Source organism: Streptomyces sp. NPDC002513 (genome assembly GCF_053595355.1).
Genome location: NZ_JBSFXK010000051.1, coordinates 21,002 through 45,202, shown reverse-complemented (window position 1 = coordinate 45,202; position 24,201 = coordinate 21,002). Strand labels below are relative to the sequence as shown.

Genomic DNA, 24,201 nt, shown 5'->3' with positions numbered 1-24,201 from the left:
GGCGATCCTGGCCTCTGCCTTTCAGAGGCCGCGGGCGGTGATGTCGCCGTGGGAGGTGGTGGCGCGGATGTCGAGATCGGCGGTGCCATCGTTCTTGAGGGCGTTGCTGATGCGGCCGTGGCCGGTGCCGGCGTTCAGGGTGGCCGAGACGCCGGCCGCGGCGGCGACCGAAATGTCGCCGGACTGGGTGCTGAGCACGACCGTGCCGCGCACGGCCTCGGCGATCCGGATGTCGCCCCTTGCGGTGCTGATCTCCGCGGGGCCGCTCAGCCGGCCGACCTCGACGTCGCCGTCGATCGCGGTGAGGCGGACGCTCGCGGCCTCGTCGATCTTGATCTGGTGGTACGCGCCGTCGAAGGTGACGTCGCCGAGGCGGCCGACGCCGCGGAGTTCGGAGCTGGCGGCCTTGGCCTCGATGCGGGAGCCGGCGGGCAGCTGGACGGTGATTTCCAGGGATCCGGAGGGACCGAAGAGCTGGTTCTTGGGCTCGGGGGTGCGGATCCGCAGGACGCCGTCGGCGTAGGCGACGGTGGTCTGCTCGGCGGTCTGGACGTCGCGGCTCTTGGAGGGGTTGGCGGGCAGGACCTCGACGGTGGTGTCGGCGCGGTCGGCGGCGATGAACTGGATGCGTCCGGCGGGGATGTCCAGGACGGCGGAGATCGGGGCCGGGGTGTCGAACTTCTGCATCGTGCTCTCCCGTGCTCGTTCGTTGTTTCTGACATTGGAAACGCTACGTTGCTTTCCAGGTACGGGCAATGGATCTGTTGCATCAGACCAGTATATGCGCAGGTAGATGATGGGAAACTGTTGCAACGATCTCCTCAGTAATGCAACGGAGACTGTCCGGGTCATTGCAATGGGAGAGAAGTGAACGCTATGGTGGGGGGATCGGGGGCCGCCACGAGGATCACCAAGGAGACCGCGATGCCGGGAGGCAGGCTCACCCAGCAGGAACGCCGGCAGATCGCGCTGGGGCTGGCCGACAGCCTCCCCTACGCCGAGATCGCTCGACGCCTCGACCGTCCGACCTCGACGATCACGCGTGAGGTGATGCGCAACGGCGGCCCCACCGCCTACCGCGCCGACCTGGCCCACCGCGCCACCGAACGCCGCGCCCACCGGCGCAGGCCCGTCTCCTCCCGAGCGTCGGAGTCAGTTCCTCAGCCACACGGACGTGATGCCGAGGCCGTGACCGAGTACGAGGAGACGCTCACCACCGTCCTCATGGCTTCGGGCCTGCCCAAGATGACGGCCCGGGTGCTGACGTGTCTGTTCATCACCGACGCGGGCAGCCTCACCGCGTCCCAACTCGCCCAGCGCCTCCAGGTCAGCCCGGCGTCCATCTCCAAAGCGATCGCCTTCCTGGAGAGTCAGAGCCTCGTCCGCCGGGAGCGCGACGAACGCCGCCGCGACCGCTACATCGTCGACGACGAACTCTTCTACCAGGCGACGATCGCCAGCGCCCGATCCAACGACCAACTCGTCGAAACCGCACGCCAAGGTGTCGCCGTCCTCGGCCCCCACACGCCCGCCGCCACCCGCCTCGAGAACATCGCCCGCTTCCTCGACTTCATCAGCGAGAGCATCACCCGCGCCGCCGAACAGGCCCGCGAAGTCCTCCACACGAAACCCGAAACAACCTCGAACGACAGCGCCCGACCAAGTCCGGACCACGGATAGAGACCACGGACAGACGGTCGTCCGCGGTGTCGGCTTCACCTCGCCGGCCGAGAACCTGGACACCCCGCCCCCGGTGGCCGGCCGCAGTCACCTGCCCGCGTTGACCGTGAGCCGGGACGGGACGCCGCGGTGGCAGAGGGCACGGTGGCCGCCCTAAAGTGAAAGGACGTCTTCCGTCAGGTCCCGCACGCCGGTCGGCCGGGCGGCATCCCGCCGGGCTGCGGGGTGGAGACCGTACGGGCCCGGCACCGATCGTCGACCGCGCTCCGGCGTCCCGCTCGCGGCCGCCGGGAGGAGGAGTGGCCCATGGCAGGACGCCCCCGGGAGCCCGTTCCCCAGCCGGTGCTGTCCCCGCTGACCACCGCGGCGATCTTCCTGGTGGCGACGATCGGCACAGGGGGCGAGCCGGTGGTGCGGGATCTGCTGGCCGACCTGAACGGACTGCGGCGCGCGGTCGGTTTCCGGGCCGAGCCGGACGGAAGGCTGAGCTGTGTCCTGGGCATCGGCTCCGCCGCGTGGGACCGCCTGTTCACCGGGCCGCGCCCTGCGGAACTGCACCCCTTCCGGGAACTGTCCGGGCCCGTCCACCGCGCCGTGTCGACGCCCGGTGACCTGCTCTTCCACATCCGCGCCGCACGGCTCGATCTGTGCTTCGCGCTGGCCGCCGAGATCATGGACCGGCTGCGGGGCGCCGTCACGGTGCGCGACGAGGTGCATGGGTTCAAGTACTTCGATGTGCGCGACCTGCTCGGCTTCGTCGACGGAACGGAGAACCCCACCGGGCCGGCGGCGGCCGCGGCCGTTCTGGTCGAGGACGAGGATCCGGCTTTCGCGGGCGGGAGTTATGTCATCGTCCAGAAGTACCTCCACGATCTGGACGCGTGGAACGCCCTTCCGGTGGAAGCGCAGGAGCTGGTCATCGGCCGTCGGAAACTGTCCGACGTCGAGCTGGACGACGAGGTCAAACCGGCCGACTCGCACGTCGCGCTGAACACGATCGTCGATCCCGACGGCACGAAGCACGAGATCCTGCGCGACAACATGCCCTTCGGCACCGTCGGGAAGGGCGAGTTCGGCACGTACTTCATCGGGTACGCCCGGACCCCGGCGGTGACGGAGAGGATGCTGGAGCGGATGTTCCTGGGCGCACCTCCGGCGAGTCACGACCGGATCCTGGACTTCTCCACCCCGGTCACCGGCTCGCTGTTCTACGTCCCCAGCAGCGACTTCCTCGACGACCTGCCCGATCCGCCCGGCCTGATCGCGTCGTGCGAGGCGGGCACGCCCCGCGAGGAGTCCGGCCCGCCGCCGTGCGAGGCTCCGTCGTCCCCGCACGGGACCGACACGCCCCGGGACGAGAGCGACGACGGCAGCGACACCGCGCCCTGCGTACCGGCGCGGGTCCGGGACGGTTCCCTCGGGATCGGCGACATGAAGGGCGGTCATACAACGCAGTCGTGAGACGCAGTCATGAGACGCAGCCATGAAGGACGGTTGGGCCGATGAACAACCTTCACCGCGAACTCGCGCCCGTCTCCGCCGAGGCCTGGGCCGATCTGGAGGAGGAGGCCGGCCGCACGTTCCGACGCCATGTGGCGGCCCGCCGGATCGTCGATGTCCCCGAGCCCGGTGGTCCCGACCTGTCCGGTGTGGGCACCGGACACCTCCAAGCCGTCGACGGCCCCGCCGAGGGGGTCATCGCCCACACCCGCCTCTTCCAGCCGCTCGTCGAACTGCGGGTTCCGTTCACCGTCGACCGCCGGCAGGTCGACGACGTCGCACGCGGAGCCAAGGACGCCGACTGGCAACCGGTCAAGGACGCCGCCCGCCGGATCGCGTATGCCGAGGACCGGGCGGTGTTCGAGGGCTACGCGGCCGCGGGCATCGCCGGCCTGCGCGACAGCTCGTCGAATCCGCCGCTGGTCCTGCCCGAGGCGGTGCCCGAGTACCCCAATGCCGTCAGCCAGGCCGTGAGCGCGCTGCGGCTCGCGGGTGTGGGCGGCGCCTACACCCTGGCACTGAGCGCGGAGGCGTACACCGCCGTCAGCGAGACCTCCGACTACGGCTATCCGGTCATCGACCACATGGCCCGGCTCCTGGACGGCGACATCGTGTGGGCGCCCGCCATTGACGGAGCCTTCCTGCTGTCCACGCGGGGCGGCGACTTCGACCTGCGCATCGGCCAGGACCTGTCGATCGGGTACCTGTCGCACGACGACAACAGCGTGCGGCTGTACTTCCAGGAGACGCTGACCTTCCTGGTGTACACGAGTGAGGCCGTGGTGGCCCTGGAGGTCCCGCAGACGCGCCCCACGGCCCTGTGAGCGCTTGCTCCGGCCCCGAGGCGCTGCGGCCGCCGCGGACGAACGCCGGGCCTGTGCCGATGTCGTGTCCGGGCCGCCGACGTCGTGCCCAGGCCGTCGCCTACGCCTGTCGTTCACCCGCCGCCGACCGGTGCAGGAGCAGAGGCCGGGCCGCGACGAGCGTGGCGACCGCGACGAGTACGAAGGGGAGCGCCCCGGCCCATGAGGGCGCCACCTGGCGCAGCGCCATGGCAGCCGCCGCACCGGCGATGAGCGCCCCGAGCCGGGCGGGCACCCATCCGTCCGGTCGCGCCCGTCCGACGCCGCGCACGATGTACGTGGCAAGCGTCCCGGTCAGATAGGTGGTGGGAGCGGCGGCCCGTCCCGCGGCCACCATCGCCGCGGCCTGCCCGCCCATGGCCACCGCCGCCCCGCACTGCAGAGCGTCCCGGGCCACCCCCGTGGGCGCGCCGCCCGAGGCCGCCCAGACAGCCGCTCCCAGCGCGAGCAGCACGGCCTCGCCGATCAGACAGAGCATCACCCGGGGGTGCCAGTGCGTGGCGCCGCCCGTGCGGCCGTGGGTCACCCAGGCCACCACCCCGGCGCCCGCGCCGAACCCCGCCAGGGCCAGCACGGCGGAGGTGACTCCCGTACCGCCGCCGTGGCCGATCGCGATCCCCAGCAGGGCGAGGTTGCTCGTCATGACACCGGCGAAGACATGGTCGAGCGCGGTGAACGAGATGGTCTCCACCGCACCGGACGCGGCCACCAGCACCACCACCGCGACCCGCATCGTCCGGCCCGGACTGTCGTCCGACGCTCCGTGCTCCTCCATCACCGCTCCTCTCGACGGTAGTCACCGAGGGTAGGTGCTGGTCACCCACCGCGCCGAGCGGCCACGGCTCGGGAGCCGCTCCCCGCCCGGGCGGCGCCCTGCGGCATCGAGTCCTTCGCCGCGCGCCGCGTACCGGGCCCGCATCCGCGATCCGCCGAGTCCGCCGGGAATGCGAGGGAGGGGGCCGCTGTTACAGACCACGTAGCTGACATGCGCGAGTCAGGATCGCGGATGTGGGTGAAGGGAGAACCTCATGGCACGCAGCAACGCTCGCCCGGTCGTCAAGCTGAAGTCCACGGCCGGTACCGGCGTCACCTATGTGACGCGCAAGAACCGTCAGCACCACCCCGACCGGCTGGTGCTGCGCAAGTACGACCCGGTGGCCAACCAGCACGTCCTCTTCCGCGAGGAGCGCTGAACCGAGTCCCGGTCGGCCCACCGACGGCCACGAGACACGCACGAACGGCCACGAGAAAGGAAACTCCCATGAGGACTGGCATCCACCCCGAACTGCGGCCGGTGGTCTTCCGGGACCGCGCCGCGAACACAGCGTTCCTGACCCGCTCGACGGCACAGCCCACCCGGACCGTCGAGTGGGAGGACGGCAACACCTACCCGGTGGTCGACGTGGAGATCTCGTCGGCGAGCCACCCGTTCTACACCGGCACTTCGCGCGTCATGGACACCGCCGGCCGCGTGGAGCGCTTCGAACGGCGCTACGGCCGTACGGCCCCGGCCCAGCGCTGACGGCCGATCACGTGGCGTGCGAGAGGAGAAGACAGCAATGAAGGTACGCAAGTCCCTGCGCTCTTTGAAGTCCAAGCCCGGAGCCCAGGTGGTACGCCGCCGGGGCGTGGTCTTCGTCGTGAACAAGAAGAACCCGCGCTTCAAGGCCCGCCAGGGCTGACGCCGGCTCACCGGACACCAGTAGACACCCGGCCCCTCTCCGTCCCGTACGGAGAGGGGCCGTCTGTTGTGTCCACGCGTCTGCGCCGCGCGGGGGCGCCCCGGTCTCCCGACTGGCCGTGCGGCAGTCGTCCACGGATCGGGTGCCGGCCACGGCGTTCCCGTGCGGCCGAATGTGGCACTTCTGCACGCTCTTGGTGAGGCGTGGGGCCGGGGTGCCGTGGTCGGCGGACACCGCGCGGTTACATGGCCCGGGATGCGCACGGAGGCGTTTCCCGCTTTGGGGGCCGTGTCTGTCCGCCGGTCTCCCGGCCGGTGGCGCACACCCCGGATTCCGCGCCCGGATACGCGGGCCACGACGGCGCCCATGTCGCATCCGCCGATCCGCACGAGGCCGCGCGGCCGTGCCGGGCAGCCCTGACCAGGATGCGAGGGAGAAATGAGCGAAGCAGCCGGAAACAGCGAGGCAGGCGGAAACCAGGAAGCCGGTGACGCCACCTATGACGTGATCGTGCTGGGTGCCGGTCCGGTCGGCCAGAACGTCACCGACCGCGCCCGCGCGGGCGGGCTCTCCGTGGCCGTGGTGGAGCGTGAACTCGTCGGCGGTGAGTGTTCCTACTGGGCGTGTGTCCCCAGCAAGGCGCTGCTGCGGCCGGTCATCGCCCTGGCCGACGTCCGCCGCGTGGACGGCGCCCGGCAGGCCGTGACCGGACGGATCGACACGGAACGGGTCTTCGCCCGCCGCAACCACTACGTCACCGACTGGGACGACAGCGGGCAGGCCGAAGCGGTCAAGTCCATGGGCGCCGACCTGTTCCGCGGGCAGGGCAGGATCGACGGCCCGCGCCGGGTCACGGTCACCAGGGACGACGGCGCGCGCCAGACCCTGACCGCCCGGCACGCCGTGGCCGTCGCCACCGGCAGCCGGCCGTTTCTGCCGGACCTGCCGGGCATCCGGGAGGCCCGGCCCTGGACCAACCGGCACGGCACCGACTCCAGCACCGTGCCCGCCCGCCTCGTGATCGTCGGCGGCGGCGGGGTCGGCGTCGAGATGGCCACCCTCTGGCAGGGCCTCGGCTCCCAGGTCACCCTGCTCGCCCGCCGCGCCCTGCTGCCCCGGATGGAACCCATCGCGGGGGAGCTGCTGGAGCGCGGGCTCACCGAGGCGGGTGTGGATGTGCGGATCGGCCGTCAGGTGACCGCGCTGCGGCGCCCGCAGCCGCAGGGGCCCGTCACGCTCACCCTCGACGACGGCAGCGAACTGGAGGCCGACGAGGTCATGTTCGCCACCGGCCGGACGCCCGCCACCGACGACATCGGCCTCGACACGGTCGGCCTGACCCCCGGATCCTGGCTGGACGTGGACACGACCTGCCTGGTCCGCGATGTCGACGGCGACTGGCTGTACGCCTGCGGGGACGTCAACCACCGTGCCCTGCTCACCCACCAGGGCAAGTACCAGGCCCGCACCGCGGGCGACGCCATCGCCGCCCGCGCCGCCGGACGCCCGCTGGACGACGCGCCCTGGGGCGACCACGCCACCACCGCCGACCAGCATGCCGTGCCCCAGGTCTTCTTCACCGATCCCGAGGCCGCCGCGGTGGGCCTGAGCGCCGAGCAGGCGGCCCGGGCCGGCCACCGGGTCAGGACCGTCGACGTGCCCTTCAACGCCGCCCAGGGCGCCAACCTCTACGCCGACGGCTACCAAGGCCACGCCCGGCTGGTCGTCGACCAGGACCGGGAGGTCCTGCTGGGGGTGACCTTCGTCGGGCCGGGCATCAGCGAGCTGCTGCACTCGGCGACCGTCGCGGTCGCCGGTGAGGTGCCGCTGAAACGGCTGAGACACGCGGTCGCCTGTTTCCCGACCGTCAGCGAGATCTGGCTCTTTCTCCTCGCCGCCTGCCAGCGCGAACACGGCTGAGCCGGACCGGCAGGGGCGCGCCCCACTCCGGCGCGCCCCACCGCGGCGACCTCACCGGACCGTGTGCCGATGCCAGCGGCGGGACCAGCGGAAACCCGAGAGCGCGAGGCTCGCCACGAAGACCACGACTCCGATGATCAGGAGGTAGAAGAACCCTTTGATCACCGCGCCGATGAGCCCGAGGGCGACCGCCGCGAGGATCAGGAACAGGAAGAACGCTAGGAACGCCATGAGAGAACACATCCTCCGGCCGGTGGTGCGGATGACGGATCGCCGGCGATCGGCGGGCCGGTCGGCGCCATAGCAGGTCAGCGCCGTGCGAGGCGGCGCCCGCGGTCGGCCCCGGGCGCGTAGGCCTGGTCGTAGTGCTGGAAGATCTCCGCCTCCCGCTCGGCGGGCAGGATGTCGTCCAGACCCATGGACGGAGCCTTCTTCACCAGACCCCTTGAATGCGCCACCTTGACATAGCCCGGCCCCAGGGTCGCCCCGTCGAGGGGGACGAAGACGAGCCGCTGCCGGGTCGGCAGCCCCGTACGGACGGTGGCCATGGCCGGCGCGTCGGTGGTGGTGTCCACGTAGACCGCTTCCAGAGCTCCGATCCTGCGCCCTTTGGGGTCCACCACGTCATGGTTGCGCCATTCGCGGATATCGGCTGAATGGATCATGCCTCGCTCCTTGCGGCCCGCGGCCTCTCACAGGAGCCCCGCACCAGGGGAAGCGGCTGTGGGAGAGCCGGCACTTTCTTCACCTTACGTCCCCGGAGCCTCAACCAGCAGCTACGGCATGGTGCACCACCCCCGGACGCCGCAGGCGGCTGTCCGTGCCGCGGGCCGTCCCGGTCACCGGGTGAAACGCCGGCTCCCCGTCCGCTCGGGGGTCCGTGGCCGGGTTTCCCGCCTCCCACACGGGAGGAGGCGCGGCTCCCGCTGCGCGACGATGGGGGGAACGGACCGCTCTCCCGCGGCAGGCTTCACCGGAAACAGGGGTGACCGCTTCCGGCCCGGTGCGGGAACGGCGGCCGGGAGGTGGTGTCATGCCGATCAGGCGGGTGGGACTTGTCGTGCACGGGGGCCGTCCACAGGCGGTCGCCGGGGCGCGGACGGTACGGGAGTGGTGCGCGCGGCACGGTATCGGGTGCGCCGACATCGATGTGTGGCACGACGGGGCAGGCCGCCGTCACGCACGTGAGGAAGTGCAGGCGGCGGGCGGTCCGGACCTCATCGTGACCCTCGGTGGGGACGGCACGTTCCTGCGTGGCGCGCGCATCGCCGCCAAGAACGACGCCCTGGTGCTGGGCGTGGACGTGGGCCGGGTCGGCTTCCTGACCGAAACCCCGGTCAGCGAGGTGGCGCAGGCACTGGAGGCGATTCAGGCCGGAAGGTCCGAGTGCGAGGAACGCATGATGCTGATGATGCGGTCCTCCAGGCTGCTGGAGATACCCGCCGGCATGGAGCAGACCCTGTGCTACGGGCGGGGCCCGGCGCTGCCGCCGCCCCAGCCGCAGCCGGAGGCGGACGCCGGGGAGGAGGCCTCGTGGGGGATCCCGCTGGACGTCAACGCCCTGAACGACGTCGTGGTGGAGAAACTGGCGCGGGACCGGCAGGTCGGCGTCGGGGTGTACATCGCGGGCCGGCTGCTGGCCTCGTACTCGGCCGACGGCGTCATCCTCGCCACCCCGACCGGCTCGACCGCCTACAGCTTCGCCGCGGGCGGACCGGTGCTCTCCCCGCGGATGAGGGCCCTGGTCTTCACCCCCGTAGCCCCGCACATGACGTTCAACCGCACGGTGATCGCCAACCTCGACGAGCCGATCGCGCTGCGGGTGCTGCCCCACTCCGGCCGGGCCGCGGTCAGCGTGGACGGGCAGTCGCGCGGCATCCTCGAACCCGGTGACTGGATCGGGGTGGCCGCGGCGCCGCGCCCGCTGCGCCTGGTCAGGCTGGCCCCCGCCAACTTCTACGGGCGGCTCAGGGAGCGTATGCGGCTCACCGACGCGCCCGCGACGGCCGCCGACGGTGAAGCGGCGCCCGTGTTCCGGCCCGCGGGCCCCCTGCCGGAGGACCTGCACGGTCTCCGGCTGCCCCCGGCGCCGTGACCCGCGGCGTGGAGGCGCGGTCCGGGCGGCCTCGATGACGGCGGCCCGGTGCCGGGGCGGCACCTGGCCGCAGCGCGCGGGCCTGCCGCTGGTGCGCCGGGATCCCGCGGGCCGCCGGCCCAGGGCGGAGGGAAGTGCCGGACGGCGAAGATCCTGTGACGGGACGTCAGCCGTGGAAGGTGATGTAGCCGTTGCCGTCGGGGTCCGAGCCGGACTTGGTGTAGGAGTGGACGTCGGCACGGCTTCCGGAGGGCTTGTACAGGTAGATCGTGTCCTTGTCGTTGTTCCAGATGAAGTTGCAGTTCTGGCGGTAGACGACGTTCTTGGCGTCGGAGTCGGTGCCCTTGCCTCCGCGCAGCTTCACATAGTCGCCCGGCTCCAGGTAGTGGTTGGCGGGGAAGGCGAAGCGGTTGCCGGTGGCGTCCTTGACCACATAGCCCTTGAGATTGACCGTCGTGCTGCGGGAGTAGTTCTTGATCGTCAGGTACTCGTCCCGCGTGTTGCCCGTGGAGCAGCTGTTGGAGTCCCGCCCGGGCGCGTCGTACTGAACACCCGTCAGTTTCACGGCCGACGAGTACTCGGTGGCGTGCGCCGGGACGGCGGCGACGGCGATGAACGTCCCGGCGGTGGCGGCGGCAGCGGCCAGAACGGCGCGTATACGCATGAGGAATCCCCCCTCGGAGTGCGAATGGAGCGCGAGGAGCCTATCCGACGGGTAAGCGTGAAGTGGGTGAGAAGTGATGAAAGCATGGAGAATGTGTGGCGGCGTGAGTCTGTGGGGGGCCATGGCCGTGCCCCCGCATCCGGCGAGGGGGCGGGGGCACGGTCTGCCGCGGCGGGGGTCAGCAGCCTCCGCAGTTGTAGTAGAGGACGTCCCAGTGACTGCCCTCGTCGGCGTAGACGTTGCCGGAACCTGACTGGTACTGGGGTGCGCCGTCACCCCGCAGGCCGATGTAGGTGAAGGTGCCCTGGATGTAGTTGGTGACGCAGGTGTTCTTGCCGTAGTCGAGCTTGTAGCCGTTCCAGTGCGAGTACGTGCCGGAGGCGTGCCCGGTCTCGGTGCCCCCGGTGATGTTCAGCGCGCAGCCGGTGGCCTGCTTGAGGGTCTGGGCACCCTGGGCCGTGGCGAGGTTGAGCTGTTCGAAGGACGTACAGGTCGGGTTGTTGCGGTCGGAGCAGTTGCCGGAGGACGACCAGGTGATGCCGACCTGACGGAACATCGAGGTGGCCGTGGCGTGGGAGATCTTGGTGACGGCCTGGGCGCCGTCCTGGGCGGCGAGCGCGTCCCCGGCGCCGCCGAGTACGGCGAGGCCGGGCGCGACGGTGAGTGCGAGGGCCGTGAGGGCGGAGCGCATCTTCATGCTGGGACCTTCCTGCGGTCGGGCCGTATGCCTTGTGGGTCGGCTGTGCAGGTGGTGCAGGGAGATGGTGCCCGAGATCTACGCGCGTCCGCCAGAGGGCGGATCAGGACAGGGCGACGCGATGTCCGTCGCCGAAGACGTCCCGGGCGCTCCGCCCCGACCCGCGCCCGGCGCTTGTGGGGCGGCCGTCACGCGGTGCGCGTGAAGACGGGGAGGTAGCCGCGGGACTGCCCGAGTGAGGTGGGATGGTACGACTCGACGGGCGCCAGCAGGCTGACGCTGCGCACCCAGGGGCTGGCGGAGCAGATCTCGTGGTCCGTGAAGGCGGCGCGTACGTCGGCGAACGTGTACCCGTGGTCGGCGGCGCGCTTCGCGGTCACGGTGTTGAGGTGGTCGACGGCGCTGTTCAGGGCGGACCGTGAGGTGTCGGCGAGGCCGGCCGCGCAGGTGCCGCGCAGTTTGTACAGGTGCGGATAGCCGAGGACCACCACATGGGCGGCCGGGGCCTTCCTCCTGATGGTCGTGTAGAGACGGTCCAGGTCGCGCGGGAGGGTGCTGTCCATGTAGGTGCGCGCCTCCGCCACGGCGGACTGGCATGCGGCGGGGCCGCGCAGCACACAGGTCGTCATGACATGGCCGAAGCCCGAGTCACTGCCGCCGGCAGTGACGCTGACCAGACCGGTACGGGCGCTGAGCGGGCCGAGCTGGCGGTCCATGACATCGCTGGTGCGGGCCCCGTTGCACGCGGTGAAGCTGAACGACGACCGTGGATGGGACGCGGCCCACAGGGCGGGATACGCCCGACTGCTGCGCAGGCAGTCGCCGCTGGAGGCGAAGTAGCCGCCGGAGCCGACCCCGGAGGAGTACGAATCCCCGAGGGCCACGTAACCCGTGGCCGCTGCCTGCGGGACGGCCTGCGCCGGCCCGGTACCCGTGAGGGTGCAGACGGCGGAGAGGAGGAGCGAGGACACACATGCCGCGATTCGGGACTGTCTCATAGCCCTCGCTTAGCACGTCCGAGCCGGTCAGGACGTGCCCGGCGCCGTCTTCGTCCGCGGCACGTCGCCCGGCGGCCAAGGGCGTGGCCCTTCCCAAGTTCCGTGCTTGACACGGCACTTACCCCTGGCCGGAGGGTGCGGCAGTGTGCGGTGTCCCGTGCGGGAGTCACCCATGGGGCCGTCACCCGTCCGGCGCTGTCTCTCCCGGGACGCCCGGACCGCGCGGCCATGACACCCGCCCGGCCCTGCACACCGTGCCGCGCCGGGCCGGAAACCTAGGGTGGGAGGTGATGAGCTGCGCCACCGAGCGACGTCGACCGGCCCGTCGGCCCGGGTACGTGGCCGCGGCGGGTGTCTTCGCCGTCGGCATGCTGGGCACCACCCTGCCGACGCCGCTGTACGGGCTGTACCGCCAGCAGATCGGGTTCTCCGAGCTGATCGTCACCGTGGTCTTCGCCGTCTACGCCGTGGGCGTCATCGCCGCCCTGCTGGTGGCCGGTGACTTCTCCGATCTGCTGGGGCGACGCCCGGTGCTGCTGGGCGCGCTCGGGCTGGCCGCGCTCAGCGCCGTGTGCTTCCTCGGCGAGGGCGGACTGCCGCTGCTGTATGTGGGACGGGTCCTGTCGGGGTTCTCCGCGGGCCTGCTGAGCGGCACCGGCACCGCGGCCGTCCTCGAACTGGCACCGCCGGAGCGACAGGCCCGCGCAGGTTTCGCGGCGACCGCGGCGAACATGGGCGGCCTCGGCCTCGGTCCCCTGGTCTCCGGCGTCCTCGCCCAGTACGCGCCCTGGCCGCTCAAACTGCCCTTTCTCGTTCATCTGGGGCTCCTGGCGGCCGCCGCCGTGGTCACCGTTCTGCTGCCGGAGACCGTGCGCCGTGCCGGCCCCCGGCCCCCGCTGCGGCCGCAGGGCTTGACGGTCCCGCCCGAGGTGCGCGGGGTGTTCGGGCCCTGTGCCCTCGCGGCCTTCGCGGGCTTCTCGCTGCTCGGCCTGTTCACCGCGGTCGCCCCGGCCTTCCTCGGCCAGACGCTGGGCGAGCACGATCTGGCGGCGGTCGGCGCCGTCGTCTTCTCCGTGTTCTGCGCCTCGACCTGCGGACAGCTTCTCCTGGGCCGCCTGGGGACGCGCCGAGCGCTGCCGTTGGGCTGCCTGGTGCTCGTCGCCGGTCTCCTGCTCATCGGGGCCTCACTGCTGCTGGCGTCGTTGCCGGTGCTCCTCGTGGGGGCCTTGACCGGCGGCGTGGGACAGGGCATGGCGTTCCGGGCCGGTCTGACCGCGGTCAGCTCCGCGGCGCCCGACACGCACCGAGGCGCCACCATCTCGGCGTTCTTCGTCGTCGCGTACGTGGGCATCTCCCTGCCCGTCGTCGGGATCGGCGCGCTGGCCGTGGCCCTCGGAGTGCGCGACGCCGGTGTGGTCTTCGCGGGCTGCGCGACCCTCCTCGTCGCCGGAGTGGGCACCGCCCTGTGGCGACGGCCCCCCGCGGATTCCTGACCGGATCCGGTGCTGCGGGGCGATGAGGTCCGGTAGCCGACAGCTTTCACTCCGACGGCCCACCCCTGACCCGTTCGGACCATGCGGCCGGGCGTGCCCGCCACGGACGGGTGAACACTCGGGTGACGGAGACCTCGAGCAAAGCGAGAACGCCATGACAGCATCTGCGATCCACGGCCTACCCCGCCGCATACGAGGCGCGCACGTCACCGCGGTGGGGTGCGCCCTGGCCCTGTGCGCCGTCGGGGCAGCCCCCGCCGACGCGGCCGGCACCACCTCCGACACGAAACCCACCATCGTCCTGGTGCACGGGGCGTTCGCGGACGCCTCCAGCTGGAACGGAGTCGTCGAACGGCTGCAACGCCGGGGCTACACCGTGATCGCCCCGGCCAATCCGCTGCGCGGCCTGTACAACGACTCCACCTACATCGCCTCGGTGCTGAAGACCGTCAAGGGGCCGATCGTGCTAGTGGGCCACTCCTACGGCGGCGCGGTGATCAGCTCCGCCGCGGCCGGGAACAGTCAGGTGCGGTCGCTCGTGTATGTGTCGGCCCTGATGCCGGACAAGGGGGAGAGCGGGATGTCGCTGGCCGCCATGTTCCCGAGCGAACTCGCCGGCGCCCTCCGTACCGTTCCGTACCGGGCCGGTGGGGGAGCGAGCGGGACCGATCTCTACGTTCAGCCGGACAAGCTCCACCGGGTCTTCGCCGCCGATCTGCCGGAGCGCACGGCGAGAACGCTCGCGGCGACCCAGCGGCCCGCGAGTACGGCCGCCTTCTCCGAGAAGGCCAAAGAGGCCGCCTGGCGCACGATTCCGTCCTGGTTCCTCGTCGCGAAGCAGGACAAGACCATCAACCCGGCCCAGGAACGCTTCGAGGCGCGGCGCGCGGGCTCGCACACGGTGGAGATCGACTCCTCCCACGTGGCCATGATCTCCCATCCCGACGCCGTCACCGGCCTCGTCCTCCAAGCCGCCACGTCGGTCGGTTCCGCACCGCGGTGACGGCCCGCCCGTTCCGAATTCACCGGGACTGCGGCGGTGCCGTGGCCGGACGGCCGTGTCCAGTTCCGCGCCGCTGCCGCCAGGGATGCACCTGACGTGTCGTCAGTGGCCGGATGCCGAGCGCACGGCGGCCCGGGCCGCGCCCTCCACCAGAGCGACGCCGTCCTGCATCGACGGGCTGCCCTCCGAGAGGACCGCGACCAGGTAGTGGTGTCCGTTCACCGTGATGCGCCCGATGCTGTTGATGTCCCACAGCCCGGTCGCGGTGCGCTGCAGCCAGCCGTTCTTCAACGCCCATCCCGAGGTCGTGGCCGCGGAGACGCCCCACGCCTGGTCGCCGTCGATACGGGTCATCAGCGTCCGGACGTATTCCCGCGACTCCTCGCGCAGTGCCAGGGAGCCGGTGTTCCTCACCGGAGCGGTGTCGAACACCGCGCGCAGCAGCAGTATCTGGTCCCGCGCCGTCGTCCGGGTCAGCCCCCACAGCAATCCGGGGCCGCCCTTCGTCGCGGCCAGTCCCAGTCGCTTGTTGGCCGCCTCCAGCCCCGGGGCGCCGCCGATCTCCCGCCACAACGCGGTCGCGGAGTCGTTGTCGCTGTGCCGGATCATCGCCTCCGCGTGGGTGAGCTGCTGCGCGGTCGGCTTCCGTCCCGCGTCCTGCGCCTGGAGCAGCACCGTCGCGAGGATGTCGACCTTGACGATGCTCGCGGTGTCGTACGGGGTGTCGTCGCCGTGCACCGTGGGCTCGCGGCCCGCGTCGTCCAGGCCGAGCACCGCCGACGTCACCCGTGGCGTGGCGTGCGGCCGCACAGGTGCGGGGGCGGCGGGGGTGTCGGGCCCGGCCGCCGGCGCGGCAGCTTCCGCCGGCGCCGAGTGCAGGGCGCCGGTCGAGAACAGCGCCGTCACCGACGCCAGGAGCACACCGGCGCAGGCGACGGCGCGCTTGCCCCGGCGCTTGTCCACGGTGTCCGGGCGCCGCGGGGAGAACGGTCGGAAGAGCATGGTGGAGCAGCCTCAACGGTTCCTGGGGGAGGGGCACTGAACGTCGAACGTAGACAAAACGCCCGTTCCGCGAGGTGACCGCCATCACTCCGGACCGCCTTGTGGCCGGAATTGTGGGGAGAACCACAGGCTGCTGTGTGAGGGGAGCCACGGCGGTCGCCGCCCGCTCACGGAGTGTCGTCGGGGAGTCCGGTGTCGTCGTCGGCGGCGGTGCGGGCCGCCGAGAGGTAGGTGTAGGCGGAGGCCCGGGAGATGCCGAGCCGTGCCGCGACCTGCTGCACCGCGCCGCGTACGGCGAACACGCCGCGCCGGTCGAGATCGCGGAACAGCTGAAGCCGTTCCCCGCGGCCGAGCTGGGCCCACGGCTTGTTCTGGCGGAGCTGGCGCTCGTCGACGATCGCGTCCAGCACCGCGCCGATGTCGTCGCCGAACGTCGTGGTCGGTACGGCCGCGGGGGAGGCGGTGACACCGGCGATCTCGCCGATCAGGGCGTGGGCCTGGTGGACGGCGGTGATGTCGAGGTTGACGCACAGGGCACCGAAGGCCGTGCCGCTGGAGTCGCGGAGCACCATGGTCGACGACTTGACCAGCTTCCCGTCCTGTGTGCGGGTGAGGTAGTTCAGCTCGTCGCGCGCCTGGTCGCCGCGTGCCAGGAGCTGCATGCCGATCTCGCTCATGGACCCGCCGGGACCTCGCCCGGTGACCGACCCGGCGAGGGCGACGATGGAGTGCTCGGGCCGCCGGAAGTCATGGATCACCACTTCGCAGAAGGATCCGAGGGTCGCGGCGATCCCCTCGATCACGGGGGTGAGAGCGGCGATGATCGCGTCCTGCTCACCGGCCGCCGGCCCGGACTCCGTGCGGCCCGCCGTGCCCGCCGTGGCTCCGGGCCGGACACCGGACCCGTCGGAGCCTGTGGGCCGCCCGTCGTCGGCGTCGCTCATGCCTGACCGTCCCTGTGTCGTCCGTCCGTCTCCCTGGTGCCGCAACCATGTTCCCAGCGATTGGACGTCGAGTATAGGCTCTGGACAAGAATTCCAAGCCGCGTCAGAGTGGCGGCGTCGACGACCGCAGGGCGCTCACCCGCGACCCGGAACGGAGTTACGAACATGACCGATACCCAGCGCGTCACCCTGGAGGACGTGCAGGACGCCGCCGCTCGGATCAAGGGCGTGGCCCACCGCACCCCGGTGCTGCGCTCGCGCACCCTGGACCGGCTGGTCGGCGCCGAGGTCTTCGTCAAGTGCGAGAACTTCCAGCGTGTCGGTGCCTTCAAGTTCCGCGGCGCGTACAACGCCGCGTCACGGCTGTCCCCCGAGCAGCTCGCGAAGGGGATCGTCGCGTACTCCTCCGGCAACCACGCGCAAGCCGTCGCCCTGGCCGCCCGGGAGCTGGGGACCAGCGCCGTGATCGTCATGCCGGAGGACGCCCCGCGCTCCAAGCGGGAGGCGACGGCCGGATACGGGGCGGAGATCATCACCTACGACCGCTACACCGGAGACCGGGAGGCGATCGGGGAAGCGCTCGCGGCCGACCGGGGCCTGGCGCTCGTACCTCCCTACGAACACCCGCATGTCATCGCGGGGCAGGGCACGGCGGCCCTCGAACTGATGGAAGAGGTCGGGGAGTTGGACGCCGTCGTGGTGCCGGTCGGTGGCGGCGGGCTGATCGCCGGGACCGCCACGGCCGCCAAGGGACTCCGTCCTGCCCTGCGGGTGATCGGCGTCGAGCCGGAGGCCGGCGACGACACGAAGCGCTCCCTGGAAGCCGGCCGGCGTGTGTCCATCCCGGTGCCGCGCACCATCGCCGACGGCCAGGCCGCGAACATCCCCGGTGAACTGACCTTCTCTGTCAACCGGCGGCTGGTGGACGAGATCGCCCTGGTCGGCGACGACGGGATCCGGGATGCCATGCGGTTCGCCTTCGAACGCATGAAGCTCGTCACCGAACCCAGCGGCGCGAGCGCCCTGGCCGCACTGCTGGCCCGCCGGATCGCCCCCGTGCCCCGGCGGATCGGCGTCATCGTCTCCGGCGGCAACATCAGCGCCGAACGGTTCAGCGAGATCGTCGGCGGCTGACCGTCGGACACCGCACACCGGGGCGGCCGTGGTCACCGCGAAGGCCCCGGGCACATCGGCCGCGGCCGGAGGATCCCGGCCACGCCGACCTCGGCCGTAGGCCCCCGGCGGCCTACCGAATTCGGCCATGGGCGCCGGGTACACCGACGCCGTCGACGTACTCGCGCGCCGGACGCCAGGAGTCGTCCTCGCGGCCCCGGCCGAGGGACTATCGTGCCTTCATGCCCGTCGACCTCATGCGCATCGTCTCCCGTGACTCTCCCATGGCGCTCGCCCAGGTGGAGCGAGTCCGCACCGAACTGGCCGCACTGCACCCGACCGTGCGCACCGAGGTGATCCCGGTGAAGACGACCGGTGACAAGTGGATGGGCGACCTCTCCCGCGTAGAGGGGAAAGGCGCCTTCACCAAGGAGGTCGACGCGGCGCTGCTGGCGGGTGAGGCCGATCTCGCGGTCCACTGCGTGAAGGACATTCCCGCCGACCGTCCGCTGCCGGTCGGTACGATGTTCGCGGCCTTCCTCAAGCGCGACGACATCCGGGACGCCCTCGTCGACCCCGCGGGCCGCACCCTCGACGAACTCCCCTCCGGGACCCGTATCGGCACCTCCTCCGTGCGCCGGACCGCGCAGCTCGCCGCGTCCCACCCGCACCTGCGGTGCGTTCCGATGCGCGGCAACGCCAACCGCCGTCTGGACAAGCTGGCCGCCGGGGAAGCCGATGTCCTGCTCCTCGCCGTCTCCGGCCTTCAGCGGATCGGCCGCACCGACGTGGCCAGCGAGATCCTGCCGGTGGAGACGATGATGCCGCCGATCGGCGCGGGCGTCCTCGCCCTGCAGTGCCGTGAGGACGACACCGAGACCATCGAGACCGTCAGCGGCCTCGGTGACCCGGCCACGCACCGCGAAACCCTCGCCGAGCGCATGTTCCTGCACGTCCTGCAGGGCCACTGCAACAGCCCGATCGCCGGGTTCGCACGCTCCGAACGGGGCGATGAACTGTCCCTGCGCGCCTGCGTGTTCACGCCGGACGGCAAGACCGTGCTCAATGCCCACGAGTGGGCCGGCCGCCTCGATCCGGCCACCCTCGGCACCTCCGTCGCCGTCGCCCTCCTCCGGCAGGGCGCACGCGACCTGATCGACAGCATCGCCCACTGAACCGGACGCCCACACACGCCCCTTCGGGAAGCCCCCGGTCAACTCCTGTGTGACCGGGGGCCATTGAGTGTGTCGGCCGCCCGACCGCCGTGACCGCCGCGCCGGGCGGCCGACGCCCGGCCCGGCCACCTCGTACGTCGGTGTCCGGGGCACGCCCGGGCCGTCCCGGGAACGTCCACGCCGCTTCCCCACCGCCCTCGCCGACGCGTGCCTCCGGAGCCAGAGGACAGGGCCGGGTCCGGCGCCGTCCCGTCTCCCGGCTCTCTCAGCGCCCTCTCAGCGGGCACCGGACAGGCTGGAGGGGTGACCGACAGGCGAGTGAAGACCCTGCGTACGGGAAAGAGTGAGCCCCTATGGCTTCCCACACCTCGGCCCCGCCCCTCTCTGCAGCCGGAGGTCATACCGGCCCCAGGAAGGCGGGCCCGGCCCGCCGACTGCACGGCTTCTACGAATCGGCCTGTGACACGACGCCGTCGTCGGTGGCGCTCGAGTGTGACGAGCGGCGTCTGACCTACGCCGACCTCGACGCCCGCGCCAACCAGGTGGCCCACTGTCTGCGCCGTGCGGGCATCGGTCCGGGGGACCGCGTGGCGCTGCTGCTGCCGCGGTCGGTGGACCTGTACGCGGCCTTGTTGGGGGTCGGCAAGGCGGGTGCGGCGTTCGTACCGATCGACCCCGCGTCCCCGCCCGACCGGGTCTCCTTCATCCTGGGCGACGCCGGCGCCGCCGTACTGCTGACCGTGTCCGCTCTCGACCCCGGAGCGTCTCTTGCCCCCGGAGGGTCGCAGGCGCGGACACCGCCTCGGTGCAGGGTGATCGACCTCGACGCGTGCGCCGGAGAACTCGCCTCCCTGCCCACCACCCGCCCGTCCCCCGCGACAGCGGGCGGGAGCGACCCGCTCGCGTACATCATGTACACCTCGGGATCCAGCGGCAGGCCCAAGGGCGTGCAGATCGCCCAGTCGAGCATCTGCAACTTCCTCCGTGTCGTCACCCCCGTCTACGGCGTGCGCCCCCACGACCGCGTGTACCAGGGCATGACCGTCTCGTTCGACTTCTCCATCGAGGAGATCTGGCCGACGTGGACGGCGGGCGCCACGCTGGTCGCCGGACCGGCCGGTCCCGGGCGGCTCGGCGACGACCTCGCCGACTTCCTGGAGGAGCACGGCGTCACGGTGCTGTACTGCGTCCCGACGCTGCTGGCCACGATTCCCCGGGAACTGCCGCGGATCCGCGCCGTTGTCGTGGGCGGCGAGGCCTGCCCGGGGCAGCTCGTCGAGCGGTGGAGCAGGCCGGGACGCCGCATCCTCAACACCTACGGACCGACCGAGGCCACCGTCACCGCCACCTGGAAGGAACTGCTTCCCGGGCGGCCCGTGACCATCGGACGGCCCCTGCCGACGTACTCGGTGGTCCTGCTCGACGAACGGCGCCGGCCCGTACCGCCCGGCACGGTCGGCGAGATCTGCCTGGGCGGCCCCGGTCTCGCCCGCGGCTATGTGGGCCGGCCGGACCTGACCGCCGACCGCTTCATCGAGTACCCGACGGTGCCCTTCGGCGGCCGGCTCTACCGCACCGGGGACCTCGGGCGGCTGACCGACGACGGCGAGATCGAATACCTGGGCCGGGCCGACGCCGAGGTCAAGATCCGCGGCTACCGGGTCGCGCTCGACGAGATCGACAACGTGCTGCTGGAGGACCCGGGCGTGGCCGAGGCGGTCACCGCCCTCGTCCCGGCGCCGGGAACGGGCGGAGACGCGCGGTCCCCGGATGCTCCGACGCCGGACGACCGGACGCCGCCCGGACAGGACAGGCAGCATGTGCAGGACGCGCACGACGACGGCGAGTACGGCAAGACCCTCGCCGCCTACGTCGTACGCACCCCGGAGCACCTCGCCCCGGACACCCCCGGTGACGACGGTGACGACGGCGATGACGGTGACGACGACCTCGCCGCCCGCCTGCACGAGCGCCTGCGCCGCACCCTGCCCGCCTACATGGTGCCGTCGTACCTGGACGTCCTCGACCGGCTTCCGGCCATGCCCAGCGGCAAGGTCGACCGCAAGCGGCTGCCCGCCCCGACCGGCCGCCTGCTCACGGGGACCGGCCCGGTGGTGCCCGCCCACGGCGCGGAGGAGACGCGGGTGCGGGACGTCTGGGCGCAGGTACTCGGCATCGCCCCGGGCCAGCTGTCGGCCGAGGCGGACTTCTTCACCGACCTCGGCGGCCACTCCCTGCTCGCCGCCCGGGTCGTGTCGCTGCTGCGCGGCAGGGACGGCGAGGCCGGCCCCACGCTGCGTGATCTCTACGGACACCCGACCGTACGGACGTTCGCGGCACGGCTGCGCGCCTCGGCCGCCGCCGCACCCTCGGTCGCGCCACCGCGCCCGGAGCCCCTCCGCCACGGCGGGGGCCGGATCGCGCGCGCCGGGCTGGTCCAGGCGACGGCGCTGTACGTCGTGCTGTTCCTGTTCACGCTGCCGGTCGCCCTGTACGCCGGAGAGTACAACGGGATCCCCGGGCGGTCGATCGTGGAACTGGCCGCCCTCGCGCTGGCCGGTTACAGCGCCATGCGCTGGATCGTGCCCTTCGTCCTGGTGCGCCCGCTCGCGGCGGGCATCCGCCCGGGCCGCTACCCGCTCTGGGGAACGACCTATCTGCGCCTGTGGGGTGTGAACCTGCTCCTGGGCCTCAGCCCGCTGCGTACGCTCAGCGGTTCCCCGATGATGGCCCCCTGCCTGCGGCTGCTCGGAGCCCGTGTCGGAGCACGCACCACCATCGCCACCGGCATGGTCTCCCTGCCGGCCCTGCTGACCATCGGCAGCGACGCCGCGATCGGTTACGGGGCCTCGCTGCGCGCCTGGCAGGTCGCGGACGGCTGGGTGACGGTCGCCCCGATCACGATCGGCGAGGGGGCGTTCGTCGGCGCCAACGCGGTGCTCGAACCCGGCGCCCGTATGGGACGCCGGTCCGGGCTCGGTGAGCAGTCCGCCCTCGGTGCGGACGAGGCGGTCCCCGACGGGGCACGCCGGGCCGGATCCCCCGCACGCCCGGTCGAAGCCCTCGCCCCGGCCGTCGAGACCATGCTGCGCGAGTGCGGCGCCGCGGACCGCTGGCGGCCCCGGCAGCTCACCGGCGCGTTGTTCGGCCTCGTCCTGCTGGAACTGGCCGCGCCCGCCATGGCCCTGCCGTGCCTGGCGCTGTACTGGTTCGCCTGGGCGCGCTGGGGGGCGGGAGCGGGACTGGTCGCCACCGCGCTCGTCGGCCCGCTCTGGGTGGTCACGGTCTGCTGTGTGGTCGCCGTCGGCAAACGGGTGGTCCTGCCCGTGGTGCCCGTCGGCATCCATCCCGCCCGCTCCTCGCTCGGTGTGCGCAAGTGGGTCGCGGACAAGCTGCTGGAGTCCAGCCTCACCCTCACCAACTCGCTCTACGCCACCCTCTACACCGTGCCCTGGCTGCGGCTGCTCGGCGCACACGTCGGCCGGGGCGCCGAGGTGTCCACCACCGCGTACATCGACCCGGACCTGCTCACCCTGGGGGAGAGCAGTTTCGTGGCGGACATGGCGAGCGTCGGGTCCGCCGCCTTCGCGGCCGACCGGGTGGCGTTCGGGCCCACCGAGGTGGGCAGCCGCGCCTTCGTCGGCAACGCGGCGCTCATCCCGGCGGGAACGGAGCTGGGGGCGGGCTCCCTGGTCGGAGTGGGAACCGTCCCGCCGCCGGACCGGGTGCCCGACGGCACCACCTGGCTGGGCTCGCCCGCGCTGCGGCTTCCGGTGCGCCAGAGCAGCGGCTCGTACCCCGAGGAACTCACCTACCGGCCGACCCGTGGGGCGGTGCTCGGCCGCCTCGGCATCGAGTTCTTCCGTGCCACCGTGCCGCCCGCCGCGCTGGCGAGCAGCGTCTACCTCTACCTCACGGCGCTCTCCGGCCTGGCCCGGCATGCGGGGCCGGTGGTGGTGCTCGTGTCGCCCTTCCTGGCCATGGGCGGGTCGCTCGCCGTCATCGCGTTCTGCGTGGTCGTCAAGCGCCTCGTCGTCGGCCGGTACCGGCCGCGTGTCGAGCCGCTGTGGAGCCTGTTCGTCCGGCGTACGGAGTTCGTCACGGGCGTCTTCGAGGCAGCCGCGGTCCCTGCCGGGGTGGGTACGCTGGTGGGCACACCGTTCCTGCCACCGGTGCTCCGTCTGTTCGGTGCCCGCATTGGCCGGCGCACCTGGATCGGCACCACCTTCCTCACCGAGTTCGACCTGGTGGAGGTGGGTGACGATGCCACGATCGACACCAACGTCTCGTTGCAGACGCATCTGTTCGAAGACCGTGTGATGAAGATGTCCAAGGTGACCGTCCACGCCGGTGCGAGCGTCGGAACCCGTGCGATCGTGCTGTACGACGCGGTGGTGGGCGAGGGCGTCCGGCTCGGGGCGCTGTCGCTGGTCATGAAGGGCGAACGGCTGACGCCGGGGACGAGCTGGCGCGGACTGCCCGCCGAGGGGCTCGTCGAGCGCCCCACCACGGGACCGCGGGAACGGCCGCCCGTCCGCGCCGGGTGCGCGGAGTACGAAGAAGGGGTGGCGAACAGGACATGACCCACATCGACGGTCCCGGCGGCGGGCACCGCCCCCTCGCGCTGGTCTACCGGGGACCCGCCTCGCTGCGCGGCTGTCCCGAGGCGGTCGCCCAACTCCTTGCCGGGGGACCCTGGAACCTGGACGTGCGCTTCACCGGCCCCCGCGAGGAGCTGCCGCTGTCGGCCGATTCGCTCTCCCAAGCCCAGGTGTACGCCCAGCCGGGCGGCGGCACGCTCCGCTGGGCCTACTGGCGGCTGCGGCGCAGGCGCGGCGCGATCCGTGACTTCGTCGAGGGAGGCGGCCGTTACCTGGGCTTCTGCCTGGGCGGCTATCTGGCCGGGGCCACCCCCGGATTCGGCCTGCTGCCCGGCGACACCGACCAGTACATCTCCTCACCCGGGTGCTCGGTCCACAACCAGAGCAACACCCTGGTCGGGGTGGTGTGGCGGGGCCGCCCCCGCACCGTGTTCTTCCAGGACGGGCCGTACTTCGTCCTCGACCGCGACGCCGGCGCGGACCCCGAGGTCCTGGCCACCTACGACAACGGCACGCCCGCCGTGGTGGTGTCCCGGTTCGGTGCGGGCCGCGTCGGCGTCACCGGACCCCACCCGGAGGCCACGGAGGACTGGTACACCGACTACGGCCTGCCGCCGCAGTACACCCTCGACCTGGCGCAGGACCTCGTGGCGTCGACCCTGGAGCCGTGACGGGGGCGCCGAACGCCGAAGCGAGGACCCGTGACGGGGGCGCCCTGCCCCGTAGCGAGGACCCGTGACCCGTATCGGTGACCGCTGACCGCCGGGACGC

At 72.0% G+C, this 24,201-nt stretch carries 23 protein-coding genes; 14 read left to right on the top strand and 9 right to left on the bottom strand.

Annotation, left to right across the window (positions count from 1 at the left end):
* Window positions 1-21 precede the first annotated feature (21 nt).
* Complete coding sequence (locus ACWD5Q_RS27170; RefSeq protein WP_451429671.1) at window positions 22-687, bottom strand: DUF4097 family beta strand repeat-containing protein; 666 nt, start codon at window positions 685-687, stop codon at window positions 22-24.
* A gap of 237 nt (window positions 688-924) precedes the next feature.
* On the opposite strand from ACWD5Q_RS27170, the gene ACWD5Q_RS27165 reads away from it, so the two are divergent.
* From ACWD5Q_RS27165 to ACWD5Q_RS27155, 3 genes are all read left to right on the top strand, one after another.
* Window positions 925-1,680: a helix-turn-helix domain-containing protein gene (locus ACWD5Q_RS27165; RefSeq protein WP_451429670.1), complete on the top strand. Its 756-nt coding sequence runs from the start codon at window positions 925-927 to the stop codon at window positions 1,678-1,680.
* A 306-nt stretch (window positions 1,681-1,986) separates the two neighbouring features.
* A complete protein-coding gene (locus ACWD5Q_RS27160) occupies window positions 1,987-3,141 on the top strand; it encodes a Dyp-type peroxidase (protein ID WP_451429669.1) in 1,155 nt (384 codons plus the stop codon).
* A 41-nt stretch (window positions 3,142-3,182) separates the two neighbouring features.
* Window positions 3,183-4,004 carry a family 1 encapsulin nanocompartment shell protein gene (locus ACWD5Q_RS27155; protein ID WP_451429668.1) on the top strand — a complete coding sequence of 274 codons (822 nt, stop codon included), beginning with the start codon at window positions 3,183-3,185 and terminating at the stop codon, window positions 4,002-4,004.
* Window positions 4,005-4,104: 100 nt separating this feature from the next.
* Here the strand turns inward: ACWD5Q_RS27155 and ACWD5Q_RS27150 are convergent, their stop codons facing one another.
* A complete protein-coding gene (locus ACWD5Q_RS27150; RefSeq protein ID WP_451429667.1) occupies window positions 4,105-4,818 on the bottom strand; it encodes a DUF1275 family protein in 714 nt (237 codons plus the stop codon).
* 253 nt (window positions 4,819-5,071) lie between these two features.
* On the opposite strand from ACWD5Q_RS27150, the gene rpmG reads away from it, so the two are divergent.
* The 4 genes from rpmG to ACWD5Q_RS27130 all read left to right on the top strand — a co-directional run bounded on the left by rpmG (window position 5,072) and on the right by ACWD5Q_RS27130 (window position 7,645).
* The gene (rpmG, locus tag ACWD5Q_RS27145) at window positions 5,072-5,236 is read left to right on the top strand and encodes a 50S ribosomal protein L33 (protein WP_451429666.1); all 165 of its coding nucleotides are present in this window, start codon (window positions 5,072-5,074) and stop codon (window positions 5,234-5,236) included.
* 68 nt (window positions 5,237-5,304) lie between these two features.
* Entirely contained in the window at window positions 5,305-5,565 is a 261-nt protein-coding gene (locus ACWD5Q_RS27140; protein ID WP_451429665.1) for a type B 50S ribosomal protein L31, read from the top strand.
* Between the two features lie 37 nt (window positions 5,566-5,602).
* Window positions 5,603-5,725 carry a type B 50S ribosomal protein L36 gene (gene ykgO, locus ACWD5Q_RS27135; RefSeq protein ID WP_054244622.1) on the top strand — a complete coding sequence of 41 codons (123 nt, stop codon included), beginning with the start codon at window positions 5,603-5,605 and terminating at the stop codon, window positions 5,723-5,725.
* A 438-nt stretch (window positions 5,726-6,163) separates the two neighbouring features.
* Window positions 6,164-7,645: a dihydrolipoyl dehydrogenase family protein gene (locus ACWD5Q_RS27130; RefSeq protein ID WP_451429664.1), complete on the top strand. Its 1,482-nt coding sequence runs from the start codon at window positions 6,164-6,166 to the stop codon at window positions 7,643-7,645.
* Window positions 7,646-7,696: 51 nt separating this feature from the next.
* Here ACWD5Q_RS27130 and ACWD5Q_RS27125 read toward each other — a convergent pair whose 3' ends face one another.
* Window positions 7,697-7,876 (bottom strand): hypothetical protein, encoded by a 180-nt coding sequence (locus ACWD5Q_RS27125; protein ID WP_451429663.1) that lies wholly within the window; start codon window positions 7,874-7,876, stop codon window positions 7,697-7,699.
* 77 nt (window positions 7,877-7,953) lie between these two features.
* The gene (locus ACWD5Q_RS27120) at window positions 7,954-8,310 is read right to left on the bottom strand and encodes a PRC-barrel domain-containing protein (RefSeq protein WP_451429662.1); all 357 of its coding nucleotides are present in this window, start codon (window positions 8,308-8,310) and stop codon (window positions 7,954-7,956) included.
* Window positions 8,311-8,678: 368 nt separating this feature from the next.
* Between ACWD5Q_RS27120 and ACWD5Q_RS27115 the strand changes: the two genes are divergently transcribed.
* The gene (locus tag ACWD5Q_RS27115) at window positions 8,679-9,740 is read left to right on the top strand and encodes an NAD(+)/NADH kinase (protein WP_451429661.1); all 1,062 of its coding nucleotides are present in this window, start codon (window positions 8,679-8,681) and stop codon (window positions 9,738-9,740) included.
* A 166-nt stretch (window positions 9,741-9,906) separates the two neighbouring features.
* Here ACWD5Q_RS27115 and ACWD5Q_RS27110 read toward each other — a convergent pair whose 3' ends face one another.
* From ACWD5Q_RS27110 to ACWD5Q_RS27100, 3 genes are all read right to left on the bottom strand, one after another.
* Window positions 9,907-10,404: a lamin tail domain-containing protein gene (locus ACWD5Q_RS27110; protein WP_451429660.1), complete on the bottom strand. Its 498-nt coding sequence runs from the start codon at window positions 10,402-10,404 to the stop codon at window positions 9,907-9,909.
* 178 nt (window positions 10,405-10,582) lie between these two features.
* Window positions 10,583-11,101, bottom strand: coding sequence for a hypothetical protein (locus tag ACWD5Q_RS27105; RefSeq protein WP_451429659.1), 519 nt, complete (start codon window positions 11,099-11,101; stop codon window positions 10,583-10,585).
* Window positions 11,102-11,289: 188 nt separating this feature from the next.
* Window positions 11,290-12,099 carry an SGNH/GDSL hydrolase family protein gene (locus ACWD5Q_RS27100; RefSeq protein WP_451429658.1) on the bottom strand — a complete coding sequence of 270 codons (810 nt, stop codon included), beginning with the start codon at window positions 12,097-12,099 and terminating at the stop codon, window positions 11,290-11,292.
* A gap of 290 nt (window positions 12,100-12,389) precedes the next feature.
* On the opposite strand from ACWD5Q_RS27100, the gene ACWD5Q_RS27095 reads away from it, so the two are divergent.
* Both ACWD5Q_RS27095 and ACWD5Q_RS27090 read left to right on the top strand, forming a co-directional pair.
* Complete coding sequence (locus tag ACWD5Q_RS27095; protein ID WP_451429657.1) at window positions 12,390-13,592, top strand: MFS transporter; 1,203 nt, start codon at window positions 12,390-12,392, stop codon at window positions 13,590-13,592.
* A gap of 154 nt (window positions 13,593-13,746) precedes the next feature.
* Window positions 13,747-14,595: an alpha/beta fold hydrolase gene (locus ACWD5Q_RS27090; RefSeq protein WP_451429656.1), complete on the top strand. Its 849-nt coding sequence runs from the start codon at window positions 13,747-13,749 to the stop codon at window positions 14,593-14,595.
* Window positions 14,596-14,697: 102 nt separating this feature from the next.
* Here the strand turns inward: ACWD5Q_RS27090 and ACWD5Q_RS27085 are convergent, their stop codons facing one another.
* Together ACWD5Q_RS27085 and ACWD5Q_RS27080 are read right to left on the bottom strand one after the other, a co-directional pair.
* Window positions 14,698-15,597 (bottom strand): serine hydrolase, encoded by a 900-nt coding sequence (locus ACWD5Q_RS27085; protein ID WP_451429655.1) that lies wholly within the window; start codon window positions 15,595-15,597, stop codon window positions 14,698-14,700.
* Window positions 15,598-15,764: 167 nt separating this feature from the next.
* Window positions 15,765-16,541: a helix-turn-helix transcriptional regulator gene (locus ACWD5Q_RS27080; protein ID WP_451429654.1), complete on the bottom strand. Its 777-nt coding sequence runs from the start codon at window positions 16,539-16,541 to the stop codon at window positions 15,765-15,767.
* A gap of 165 nt (window positions 16,542-16,706) precedes the next feature.
* Here ACWD5Q_RS27080 and ACWD5Q_RS27075 point away from each other — a divergent pair, with 165 nt between their 5' ends.
* The 4 genes from ACWD5Q_RS27075 (at window position 16,707) to ACWD5Q_RS27060 (ending at window position 24,101) form a co-directional block, all read left to right on the top strand.
* Complete coding sequence (locus tag ACWD5Q_RS27075; RefSeq protein WP_451429653.1) at window positions 16,707-17,675, top strand: threo-3-hydroxy-L-aspartate ammonia-lyase; 969 nt, start codon at window positions 16,707-16,709, stop codon at window positions 17,673-17,675.
* 221 nt (window positions 17,676-17,896) lie between these two features.
* Entirely contained in the window at window positions 17,897-18,829 is a 933-nt protein-coding gene (hemC, locus tag ACWD5Q_RS27070) for a hydroxymethylbilane synthase (protein WP_451429652.1), read from the top strand.
* A 353-nt stretch (window positions 18,830-19,182) separates the two neighbouring features.
* Entirely contained in the window at window positions 19,183-23,412 is a 4,230-nt protein-coding gene (locus ACWD5Q_RS27065; RefSeq protein WP_451429651.1) for a Pls/PosA family non-ribosomal peptide synthetase, read from the top strand.
* Window positions 23,409-24,101 (top strand): BPL-N domain-containing protein, encoded by a 693-nt coding sequence (locus tag ACWD5Q_RS27060; protein WP_451429650.1) that lies wholly within the window; start codon window positions 23,409-23,411, stop codon window positions 24,099-24,101. The genes ACWD5Q_RS27065 and ACWD5Q_RS27060 overlap by 4 nt, the downstream gene beginning before the upstream one ends.
* Window positions 24,102-24,201 lie beyond the last annotated feature (100 nt).